This window comes from Mycobacterium sp. (assembly GCF_044370595.1).
Lineage (GTDB): Bacteria > Actinomycetota > Actinomycetes > Mycobacteriales > Mycobacteriaceae > Mycobacterium.
In genome coordinates this window covers 1-10,419 of record NZ_JBILVF010000123.1, presented here as the reverse complement: position 1 = coordinate 10,419, position 10,419 = coordinate 1, and the positions used below count along the sequence as shown (strand labels likewise).

Genomic DNA, 10,419 nt, shown 5'->3' with positions numbered 1-10,419 from the left:
GACATCGCCGCGGCGATTGATGCGCGAGCAGTTCTTCTGGCAGAGACCTCGGGCGGGTACCCCTTCGATGAGGCCTGCGCCAGTCCATGGTGGGCGCTGGCCGCCCACAATCCCGGGGTGCCCATTCCGCCGGCCTGCCTGGCCGCCACGCTGGAATTGGGCTGCAATGACGATGTCGATCCGCAGCGCGCCGCCGACCAAGCCAGGGCGCTGCTGCGCATGTTGGCCGGACGCGGCTTTGTCGAGGGGACAGCCGGTAACCCGGCGCTGTCCTGCCGCCCCACGGCGCTGACGGCGATGGCCCAGGTGCGTTCGCCGGTCACCGGGCTCGTCGCCTATCGCAGTCGGCTGGGTGATCTGGTCCGCAAGGGCGATCTCGTCGCCACGGTGATCGATCCGCTCGGCGAGGAGACGGAATTGCGGGCCGAGACCGATGGGCGGCTCTTTGCTCGCCACAGCCAGCCCTACGCCTGGCCGGGACGGGTGATCGGCAAGATCGCCGGGGAGATCCCGCTGGATGGCCGAACGGGCAATCTGCTCTCGGATTGATTCTTGTCGCGCAAAAGTCACGGCTGAGTCGATGAGCGGGTGATGAGTCGAGTCACCCGCTTTCGCGTCGGGCTGTCGGTGGGTTGTGGGATTGTGGGCTTGGGTCAGACCGCGTGGCGCGTCGCCCACCAGGCGTGCCAAGGCGGTATCCCGGGCTTCCTCGGGTATGAGCTCATTGCCCAGGGTGTTATCGGCCCCGGAGCCCAACAGCGTTTGATGAACGTCGCGATGCAGTACGCCTGTCCCGTGCAGTAACCGGCCACGCGGGCCCTCTGTGGTGTCGGACATGCCCGCTACATTCCGGAGCATGGGGGAAAGAAAATCCGACAACGGCCCCGCCGTCGCCGCCCTTGTGCTGCTGGGAATTGCGTTCATCTTCATAGCGTGGCCGTACTACCTCGGCACCTGGCTTGCTGTGCAATTCGGGGCAGACAACCCCTCGACGGCGCGGGATGTGACCGGCTGGGTTCTGGAAGTGCTGTGGCTGAGCGCTCTGGCATTTCTTGTCATAGGAACATCGCTCGACAAGAGGCGGGCGGAAGAAGAGGCCCGCCGCCGTGAGCTTGAGAAACGTCAGCGAACGACTGAGTTGGGGCGGGCGGGTGCGCGAGTCTTCGACGAAGCCGAGACTTCCGTGTCGAGAATCGCCGGATCCGAGGCCGCGCGTGCGGGCTGGCTGGGGGACCCCGCCGACTTCGACTTCCGGGCGGACCTTAAGTTCATCGCGGATAGCCTGCGCCGCGCCGAGGAGATCCGGAAGGTGACGGCGGACGCCTCCTCGATCAAGCATTTCACCGAGTCCGACAAACGAATGCTCAATGATGCGCAGCGGGTGGTGACCAAGTTGGAGGACTCGGTCAAACAGCGCGTGAAGCTCATCGGGGAGTGTGCCCAGCAAGCCGACGACATCGACCGTGCGTTACACGACGACCGCGAGCGTGTGGTGATGGCGAAGCGGCGGGAAGACCTGCGCAAGCGGCTCGGCCCGATTCTCTACGGCGCCGAGCAGATGCCCCGAGAAATCCCTTCGGAGTCCGCCGATGTGGTGAGCGCCCGGGCCGCTGCCTTCCACGAACTCAAGGCCCTCATCGACAAGCACCGGATCGAGTCGATCGGCTGATTGTGGGTCACGGTCCCAGCAGTCATCGGGAAAAGTCATCCGGAAAAGTCATCGGCAAGGCGAGAAACGGCAAGGTCGAAACACCGGCCGATGTACGTCATGCTCGACCTATGGACAGATTGGTGACGGACAGATTGGTGCCGGCGAGTGTGAGGCTGGTGGATCCCGCAAACCCTCCGAGCAGCAAGGCGCCGCTGGTGTGGGCTATCGGTGCGAGCATTCCGTTTCTGATGGTGATACTCGTCCAGCTGGTGTGGGTCGCGCTGGACGGCCGGGCGGTGTGGCTGCATGTGTCGGCCGCGGTGTTGACGCTGCTGGGCATCGTCGCGTTCGTGGTGGTCGCCCCGCTGTGGCGCTATCGGGTACACCGCTGGGAGATCTCGCTGGCACCCGGGCCGCCGGCGGTGTTTACCCGCAGCGGCTGGATCACTCAGGAACGCCGCATTGCGCCCATTTCCCGGGTGCAGACCGTCGACACCTATCGCGGGCCGTTGGACCGGCTGTTCGGCCTGTCCAATGTGACGGTGACGACCGCGTCCTCGGCAGGGGCGGTGCGCATCGTGGCCCTGGACAGCGAGGTCGCCGACCGGGTGGTGGCGCAGTTGACCGACATCGCCGCGATCGGCGCCGAGGACGCCACGTGAGCCTGCCTCCTGGAGGCCCGGTGGGCTGGCAGCGCCTGAGCCCGCGGATGCTGTTGGTTCATCCGGTGCACGAGGTGATGCGCCAGCTTCCGTTGTTGATCGGTTCGCTGGCGCTCGGATCGGCGACCGGTAATCCGTGGTGGGTGGTGCTGGCGGTGGTGTCGGCGGTCGCGTTCGGCGTCCTGCGGTGGTTTATGACCGCGTATCGGATTTCCTCCGATGAGATCCAGTTGCGCAGCGGGGTGTTGCAACGCAAGGTTTTGTCGTTGCCGCGCAACCGGATCCGCTCAGTATCCACCGACGCCCGGCTGCTCCATCGAGTCCTCGGCCTGGCCGTGCTGAGGGTGAGCACGGGGCAGGAAGGCCGGGGTGACAGCGAGTTCACTCTCGATGCGGTTGCGGCCGAACACGTGCCGCGATTGCGGGCCGTATTGTTGGCCGACTCGCTGGCCGTTGCGGAGCATTCCGGTGCACCCGGTCGGGTGCTGGTTCGCTGGCATCCGGGTTGGTTGCGTTACAGCCTGCTCAGCTTCACTGGTCTGGCGATGTTCCTGGCCGGGGTGGGTGTCGCTTCTCAGGTGGGAGCGGTTGCGGTGCTGCGTGATTCGCCGTTGGCGCAGTCGGGTCTGGACCTCGCGCAGCGGTTCGGGGCCGCCGCCATGGCCGCCGCTGTCGTGATCGTGGTGCTCGTGGCCTCGATGGTGGTGTCGGTGCTGCGCTCGCTGGTGACATACGGCAACCTGGCGTTGCGCCGCGATGCCGAATTGCTGCACCTCGAGCACGGCCTGTTGCGGGTCCGCGAGAACACCTTCGACATGCGGCGGCTACGCGGGGGAACGCTGCGCGAAGCATTGCCGGTGCGGGTGTTGGGCGGCGCCCGGTTGGACGCGGTGATGACCGGTGTCAACGGGGCGGGCGAGTCGTCCCTGTTGTTGCCGCCGTGCCCGGCGGCCACCGCGCAGGCCGTGCTGGCGGATCTGATCGCCAACTCCGACGCGGTGAGCGGTCCGCTGCGCGGGCACGGGCCGGCGGCCACACGGCGGCGCTGGACGCGGGCACTGGCGATCCCGGCGGTGCTGACTCCGGTCGGCGTGGTGGTGGGGGTGCCGGCGTGGTTGTGGGTGGCGTGGGCTGCTCTGACGGTGTGTTGCGCGTTGCTGGCCGCCGACCGGTCACGCTCGCTGGGACATCGGGTCTCGGGTGGTTGGCTGGTCGCCCGGTCCGGCAGCCTGGAGCGCCGCCGTGACTGCATCGCCGGCGCCGGCGTTGTCGGCTGGACGGTGCGGCAGAGCTGGCCGCAGCGTCGGGCCGGGGTCGCTACGCTGATCGCCGCGACCGCGGCGGGCGTCAAGCGCTATCAGGTCATCGACGTTCCCGTGGAGTTGGCCTGGTCGATCGCCGCGGACGCATCACCGTGGGTGGCGCACAACCGGTGGGCACAGACCTGACTATCAACTCTGGACCGACGCGACTGTCAGGGGCTAGCGCTCACTCATTCGGGTGCCAGCTCACTCATTGTCGGAAACAGCGACCGCACGGGATCGACCCACCCGGCCAGCCGATCGGCCGCCGCCGTATTCGCCCCGCCGCAAGCCAGCCCCTGGATCTTGAACCGCACGGTACCGTCGGCGACCACCGTGGCGGCGAATCCGGTACCTCCGGTACAGGCGTCCGCGGGCTGAGTCGAGACCAGTTCGCGTATCCCGGGAAATCCCTCGGCGACCAGATTCCAAGCATCGGCCCTCATGGGTGCGGTGCGGTCGGCCAGCACCTCGCCGTAGCTGTCGACGACGATCCGGGCCTGGGCGCGGTCGAAAACCAGGACGAAACTGCGGTGGAACGGCGGCGGGACCGAGGAATCGACGAACTCATAGGTAACGGTTGCCGACGGGGGCAGTTCACCCTCGCTCATCGTCCGCACCTCTCGCCCGACCCTAGCTCCCGGATCCTACCGACAGGCACACCGCCGATCCGCCGAACGGGCGCGACTTGGCGGCTGCTGGGCGGACACTGGATGGATGGTCTCCGAATCCAGCGCGTGGCCGGATGTTCCGGTCTGGTCGCCGCAGGTTTTTGCCGCTCGTAACTCGAACGAGGCACGACTGTTTCTGCAATGCCAGGGCGGTGAGGAGATCGAGTCGCGCGCCGTGGGGACCGAAATGCACGTCCTCGCCCGCCATCCCGAGGGGTTGCGGGTGCACCGGTTCACCCTGGGCGGCGGCGCTCCCTGGGATCCCACCGACTTCGGTGCGGGACGCAGCAGCATCCTGGATCCGGCTGAGTTGCTCTTCTTCGCCGACCGGGTGGTGCGCGAGCTTCCCAGCCCGGGTGATCCGGTCCATCCGCGCGCCGTCATCCGCCGTCTGCGCTTGGCCGCGGCCGCATTGCGGGAGGCCGTTAAGCTCCTTCCACCCGCAGGGGTCGCCGAGGCCAGTTTCTTCACCGGCGCCGCCAGGTCCTACGCGCAGGCCAACCCTGACCGCTTCACCGCCGCGGCTCTGCAAAGCTTCGCTGCCGCGCTGGACCGAGACGCCGACGAGTGGCAGCGACTGTGATGACCATCGTCGAGACGCTCACAGCGTTCCGGGACAACGCCATCACAGAGGACTTCTTTCTCAGGTCGGTGCTGCGGCATCGGACCTGGCACATCCCCGCCGACGAGTCCGACCATCCGGTGCTGTGGACACTCGGCGGACGTGGCTTCGTCGCGGCCCAGTCGACACCGACCAGCCCGGACGGCTCACAGACCAGCTGGATGGCGATGGACGGCCGGCATCTGGTGCGAAACCTCCCCTCCGACTGCGCCGGCGTGGTTTTCGAGTTGGGCACTCCCGCGGCCTGCGTGATCGAGTTGGACGGGTCCGCCGAAACTCTGGCGTACTGGGTCAGCGTGCTCGAGGTGGAGGATGCGCTGCTGAATCCCGCTCCGGGACAGGTCTCTTCGCTACTTTCCCACGAGTGGTTTCTGCTCTGCACAGCCGGCGGGGACCCACTGGTGGAAGCCTCAGACTTGTTCCGCGTGGTGCACGCGTTCTCCGCACCCGATCGGGTGCGCGACTTCCTCCACAGTAGGCCGGTCTACCGCCAGTCCCGAATCGTCAGCCTCCTCGGGCAGGCACTGTTCTCCAAACTGCGTCCCCGGTCGGATTACGACGCGATCCTGCTGCATCACGGGTTCGAAGCCACTGAGGTTGTCGGCCCGCAGGGCGCTGCCCTTTTCGACGACGGCGTGGACGGCCGGTCGTCGGCCAGGGTGCTGGCGGCCCGCACCACCGCCGAGATCCACCTTTTCCTGGATCTGGAGGGTGCCAGCCGCGACGGCCGCACGCACCAACTGGAGTATCTGGGTCAGGAACTCGTGGCCCGCTACACCGCAAGGGTGGCCGGGTCCCCCCGCACGTGGTGGTTCCAGCCGGTCAGCCCTTCTGAAGACCCGTTGGATCTGGGTTCGGGGCGCTCGGCGATCCTGTGCGCCGGCCAACTCGCCGATCTGGTCCGGCGATTACTACGGGCGCTGCCCGATGGCCCGGCGAACCTGTATCCCGACGATCGGCTTACCGCGGCCGGGGCCGCGCGATGGGCCCGTGAAATCGAGAAGATGCTCGTCGAGGAGTCCATCCCTCGGTCGGCGATCCGAACACCGGACGGCTCACGCTTTGTCCGGGAGTTCCCGGAAATGACCACCGCGGCATGGATCCGCAGTGCCCGCCACCACGCGGAGACTCTGGCGGGCACACGGTAATCCCTTCTCAGCCGGCGGCTTTCAGGCTTACCCCGGTCATGCTGAGATAACCCGTCCCGTCGGACGCGCTGTCCAACTTGCCGGAAATCTGAACGGTGCACGCGGCCCCGCACGCCTCCACCACGGCCCTGGCTTCGGGAGTCAGGTCGGCCTCTTTGACGAAGATGTCCACCGGCAGGCCACTGGCGTCGGTGATGTCCATCCCCTGCTTGTTCAGCACCCGGCACGGCAAGGTGCCGTCACTGCCGGGTGTGGTCAGAAGAGAACAACGCTCCAGGGTGACCGTACTGCCGGACAAGCTTTCCGCCTTGGTCACGAACTCTTCGCCGCTGAGGCCACCGGGGATGGGAGCGGACTCGGCGGTGGCCTGCTGTCCGGGCGCTGATGTCGCGGGCGTCTTGGTCTGCTCGGTCCCCCCGCAGCCGACAACAGTCAGGACGGTGGCCAACGCGAGGGCCGAGGGGATGAGGTGTTGCACTCGAATCATGGTTGTTCTCCTGAAAGACAACTACATGTGCATCTTGCCCGGCGTCGGTACCGGAGGTTGGCATTTTTGTCGATTAGGTAAGTTTTTCGGCTGTGCTTCGCGATCCTCGCCAGCGGGTGGGATTCGGGGCCGGATCTGGTGGCGCGGATCTGTCCGCGGGGCAAGGATGGGCCTGGTGCGATGCCAATCCGTCAGGAGATCCGTGTGACTGAGCCACCAGTGACTCCAGTGCTCGACGCCGAGGTGATCATCGCGGGTGCTGGGCTCTCGGGTCTTTCACTGGCGGCGGCCCTGCTTGATGCAGGCCTGCCGGACAACGCCCGCGTCGTGCTCGTCGATCCGCGGGAAACGTTGAGCGGCGCTGACCGCACCTGGTGTTTCTTCGATCTTCAGCCACATGCGTTCGAGGCCGCGATCACCCATCGCTGGAGTCGATGGCGCGTCCGTAACGGCACCGATGAGGTGATTCGCTCTGCGCCGGGAATCGCTTATTGCCGAATCCCCGGCGAGCGCTTCTATGACCTTGCGCTTGAGCGCCTCGCCGCCGCGGGCCGGCGAGTCGAGATCATGCTCGGCGTGACGGTCAAGAACCTCGAAAGTCGCGGTTCCCACGTCGAGGTTCACACCGGGTCGGGAGTGCTGCGCGGGCGCCTCGCGATGGACTCGCGGCCACCGCTGCTGACGCCCGCAACCGATGACGGTGATGATGTGCACCTCTTGCAGCACTTCCGTGGCCGGGTCGTGCGCAGCACAGAGCCCGTCTTCGAGGTCGACACCGCGACTCTCATGGACTTCGATGTCTCGCAGGCCTACGGCATCCACTTCGTCTACGTGTTGCCGTTCGACGCCAATACAGCGCTCGTGGAGAGCACGTTCTTCACCGGGCGCGTCCTGCCCGACGCCGTGTATGAGACGGCTATCGAGAGCTGGCTTTCACGGCGACATCCCGGCGCGGTGTTCCAGACGATCTCCCACGAGAGCGGGGTGATCCCCATGACGACAAAGCCTTTCGACGCGTGGCCAAGCCCCCGGGTCGTCCGCATCGGCACCGCGGGTGGACATGTGAAACCGTCGAGCGGATATGCCTTCCTGGCCGTGCAGCGCTTCGTCCGTGAGTTCGCCCCGCGGGTGGTTGCCGCGCTGCATGCCGACGGATGCGCCGAGCCGCCCGCCCCCCGGAGTCCGCGCACCACGGCGCTCGACACCATCTTCCTCTCCTATCTTCGTAGTTGTCCTGAGCGTGCGCCGGACACCTTCTACCGTTTGTTCGAGCGGGTGCCGCCAGGGGTGCTGGCCCGGTTCCTTTCCGACAGAGGAACGCTCGCCGACGACTTGACGGTCATGCGTAAGAGCGATTCTCCGCGACTCGCGCTCGAGGCCATCCGCGCGACGCCCCTGGTGCGGCGCAGAACGCGGTAACAGGCATCCTCACGCCGCGGCGCCGACGGCGCTGACGGTCAGTTGGAAGGGCCCCTCCTGCTTGTCGAGTATGTAGAACGAAATCTGGTCAATGCGTGAAGGATCCAGAGTCTGTGGCGCGTCGGGTGCCGGATCGAGGCGCATCCCGACTGCACCGAAGTCTGCAACGGGCAGGTCATAGATCTTCTGGGTGGCAGCCTGCGTGGAGAAACGCTGGATGTAGGACCAGGACTGCCCGGCAGTGCCGACCCTCAGCAGGTAGGTCTTCCCATCGCCGACCGCGCGTACGCGCAGCGACGTCGCGCCTGCTGCGCGTCGCCCGAGATCGGGGTCCTGCAGGCCGCGGGCCGAGGCGAAGCCGCCGTTGTTCTCCAGCGAGATGGACCCGGAGAACACAAGTCCACCATTGCCGAAGGTGACTCTCGAGGTGGACAACCCGCCCATGACCGGGTCGTTGACGGTGGTCCAGGTGGCCACCTCGCTCGCATCACCCAGGTCGACGAGGAGGGTGCCCAGCCCTTCTGTCACTGCCTGGGCGGAGGGGCCGGGCGGCTGCGGGCTGTTCGTCGTCTCGGGCGCAGCGCGGGTCTGCCCGGTGCTTGCGCAGGACACATTCAGAAACGCCAAGCAGGCCAACACGATCCCGATTCGGCGACAACTACCCATCCGATCAATGTATCGGCTTCGTCCGCACCGAGAAGCGGGCCATAATGGGGGATGCACATCCGTCTGAGGTTTCTTCTCGCCGGGGCCCTGGCCGCCCTCGCCGTGGCCGGCTGCTCCTCCGCCCCGGTCGAGGACGTCAAGTCCGGTGAGCCCAAAGCGGCTGGTTCGGCCATGACGGCGGCTCCCGAGGGCGCTCCTGAGGGAGCCACGGCGCAAGCTCAGAACCTGGCCGAGCAGGCCGAGAAGGTCATGCTCGACCCTGCGGTTCCTCCCAGGGAGAAATACCCGCAGGCGCTGAAGATGTTCCGGGAAGCCCTACAGCTTGATCCCAACAACGCGCTGGCCAAAGACGGCATCAAACTGATCGAGGACATCTACAAGAGCATGGGCCGACCTGTGCCTGAGTGACCCAGACCCCGTCAGTAAGCCCAGACCCGTCAGTAAGCTCAGCGCTGTGGAACTCAACGGAACAAGTGCAATCGTCACCGGCGGGGCATCCGGTATCGGCGCTGCCACCGCGCGTCAACTGGCCGATCTGGGCGCTCGGGTCGTCATCGCCGACATGCAGGCCGAACGCGGGCAGAAACTCGCCGAGGAGATCGGCGGGGTGTTCGTCCCGGTCGACGTCACCAACACCGAACAGATCATCGACGCGGTCAACACCGCGATGGACCTCGGTCCTCTTCGCGCCCTGGTGAATTCGGCCGGGGTGGGCTGGGCGCAGCGCACCATCGGCAAGGACGGGGAATTCGCCTCGGCCCACGACCTCGACACCTACCGCAAGGTCATCGCCATCAACCTCGTCGGCACCTTCGACTGCATCCGCATTGCGGCCACCGCGATGAGCAGGCTCGAGCCCACCGCCACCGGCGAGCGCGGCGCGATCGTCAACATGACCAGCGTCGCGGCGTTCGACGGCCAGATCGGCCAGGCGGCGTACTCGTCGTCCAAGGGCGGGGTGGTCGGACTGACGCTGCCGGTGGCCCGTGACCTGGCGGCGGTCGGAGTCCGGGTCAACACTGTGGCACCGGGCCTGATCGACACCCCTATCTACGGCGAGGGCGAACACGCCGAGGCCTTCAAGGCCAAACTCGGCCAGTCGGTGCTGTTCCCGCACCGCCTCGGCAAGCCCGAGGAACTGGCCTCGATGGTCGTCGAACTGATCACCAATTCGTACATGAACGCCGAGGTGGTCCGGGTCGACGGCGGCATCAGGATGCCACCCAAGTAGAACCCCGACGCGAAGCAAAGGGGTTGTCTGGTGAGAGCCGCATTGTGCATTGGCCGCGTGGGGGCGCTGGCAATTGCGATGGGGATCGCTGGGGGCGTTTGTGCGGGCGGCTCCGGCGTTGCCGGGGCTGAGGCCGGTGACGCCCCGGAACCTGGCGGCGCCACCGGCGCACAGACCGACCCGGGGCCGCGAAGCGTCGCGCCGCGACGCGGCAAGCCCGCGCGGTCCGTGCCCGACACCGCCCAACCGACCGCACCTGCGGCAAGCCCACGCCGAGCGGCCGCCGACCCCGGTTCCGACACCGCGGCAGGCCCGGCGATCGACGAGCGCTCACCAGCCGCCACCGCACCCGACCAAGCGCCCCCGGCGGTCCGGCGCGCCGCCCCATCGGACGTCGTAGGACCCGGATCCGCGGGCCCGGTTCCCAGCGACCGGCCCGACCCGCCTCCGGTCGCCGCCGTGCCGCAGGCCGACGTGGCTGCCGCGCCGTCCGCAGTGCCCCCGCCAGTCGACGGGCCGACCTTCGATGAAGTGCCGATTTTTCCCGCGGCCCAGCAGGCC

Annotated in this window: 12 protein-coding genes and 2 pseudogenes; 11 read left to right on the top strand and 3 right to left on the bottom strand. The window is 67.2% G+C overall.

The features are described from left to right. The 5 genes and pseudogenes from ADBZ5N_RS14250 to ADBZ5N_RS14230 all read left to right on the top strand — a co-directional run. Positions 1 to 549: succinylglutamate desuccinylase/aspartoacylase family protein (locus ADBZ5N_RS14250; protein ID WP_526258408.1), on the top strand; the 549-nt coding region annotated here is incomplete at its 5' end. Between the two features lie 108 nt (positions 550 to 657). Continuing rightward, positions 658 to 804: pseudogene (locus ADBZ5N_RS14245) on the top strand (DUF732 domain-containing protein); the annotation flags it as partial. 19 nt (positions 805 to 823) lie between these two features. Beyond that, a complete protein-coding gene (locus tag ADBZ5N_RS14240) occupies positions 824 to 1,669 on the top strand; it encodes a hypothetical protein (protein ID WP_526258406.1) in 846 nt (281 codons plus the stop codon). A gap of 149 nt (positions 1,670 to 1,818) precedes the next feature. After that, positions 1,819 to 2,313: a PH domain-containing protein gene (locus tag ADBZ5N_RS14235; protein ID WP_526258412.1), complete on the top strand. Its 495-nt coding sequence runs from the start codon at positions 1,819 to 1,821 to the stop codon at positions 2,311 to 2,313. A 47-nt stretch (positions 2,314 to 2,360) separates the two neighbouring features. Next, positions 2,361 to 3,761 (top strand): PH domain-containing protein, encoded by a 1,401-nt coding sequence (locus ADBZ5N_RS14230; protein ID WP_526258410.1) that lies wholly within the window; start codon positions 2,361 to 2,363, stop codon positions 3,759 to 3,761. A 44-nt stretch (positions 3,762 to 3,805) separates the two neighbouring features. Here the strand turns inward: ADBZ5N_RS14230 and ADBZ5N_RS14225 are convergent, their stop codons facing one another. Further along, positions 3,806 to 4,225, bottom strand: a complete 420-nt coding sequence (locus ADBZ5N_RS14225) for a hypothetical protein (RefSeq protein ID WP_526258404.1) — start codon at positions 4,223 to 4,225, stop codon at positions 3,806 to 3,808. Positions 4,226 to 4,331: 106 nt separating this feature from the next. Between ADBZ5N_RS14225 and ADBZ5N_RS14220 the strand changes: the two genes are divergently transcribed. Both ADBZ5N_RS14220 and ADBZ5N_RS14215 read left to right on the top strand, forming a co-directional pair. Beyond that, on the top strand, positions 4,332 to 4,868 hold the full coding sequence (locus ADBZ5N_RS14220) for a hypothetical protein (protein WP_526258402.1): 537 nt from the start codon (positions 4,332 to 4,334) through the stop codon (positions 4,866 to 4,868). Beyond that, complete coding sequence (locus ADBZ5N_RS14215) at positions 4,853 to 6,055, top strand: ubiquitin family protein (protein ID WP_526258400.1); 1,203 nt, start codon at positions 4,853 to 4,855, stop codon at positions 6,053 to 6,055. Before ADBZ5N_RS14220 ends, ADBZ5N_RS14215 begins: the two co-directional genes overlap by 16 nt. Positions 6,056 to 6,062: 7 nt before the next feature. On the opposite strand, the gene ADBZ5N_RS14210 is transcribed toward ADBZ5N_RS14215, so the two are convergent. Further along, positions 6,063 to 6,542: a hypothetical protein gene (locus ADBZ5N_RS14210; protein WP_526258398.1), complete on the bottom strand. Its 480-nt coding sequence runs from the start codon at positions 6,540 to 6,542 to the stop codon at positions 6,063 to 6,065. A 228-nt stretch (positions 6,543 to 6,770) separates the two neighbouring features. Between ADBZ5N_RS14210 and ADBZ5N_RS14205 the strand changes: the two genes are divergently transcribed. Beyond that, on the top strand, positions 6,771 to 7,961 hold the full coding sequence (locus ADBZ5N_RS14205) for a lycopene cyclase family protein (RefSeq protein WP_526258396.1): 1,191 nt from the start codon (positions 6,771 to 6,773) through the stop codon (positions 7,959 to 7,961). A gap of 9 nt (positions 7,962 to 7,970) precedes the next feature. On the opposite strand, the gene ADBZ5N_RS14200 is transcribed toward ADBZ5N_RS14205, so the two are convergent. Continuing rightward, positions 7,971 to 8,627: a CIA30 family protein gene (locus ADBZ5N_RS14200; protein WP_526258394.1), complete on the bottom strand. Its 657-nt coding sequence runs from the start codon at positions 8,625 to 8,627 to the stop codon at positions 7,971 to 7,973. Between the two features lie 51 nt (positions 8,628 to 8,678). Here ADBZ5N_RS14200 and ADBZ5N_RS14195 point away from each other — a divergent pair, with 51 nt between their 5' ends. From ADBZ5N_RS14195 to ADBZ5N_RS14185, 3 genes and pseudogenes are all read left to right on the top strand, one after another. Further along, positions 8,679 to 9,035 (top strand): tetratricopeptide repeat protein, encoded by a 357-nt coding sequence (locus ADBZ5N_RS14195; protein ID WP_526258392.1) that lies wholly within the window; start codon positions 8,679 to 8,681, stop codon positions 9,033 to 9,035. A gap of 46 nt (positions 9,036 to 9,081) precedes the next feature. Next, positions 9,082 to 9,858: an SDR family NAD(P)-dependent oxidoreductase gene (locus tag ADBZ5N_RS14190; protein WP_526258390.1), complete on the top strand. Its 777-nt coding sequence runs from the start codon at positions 9,082 to 9,084 to the stop codon at positions 9,856 to 9,858. A 30-nt stretch (positions 9,859 to 9,888) separates the two neighbouring features. Beyond that, a pseudogene (locus ADBZ5N_RS14185) lies at positions 9,889 to 10,419 on the top strand (hypothetical protein); the annotation flags it as partial.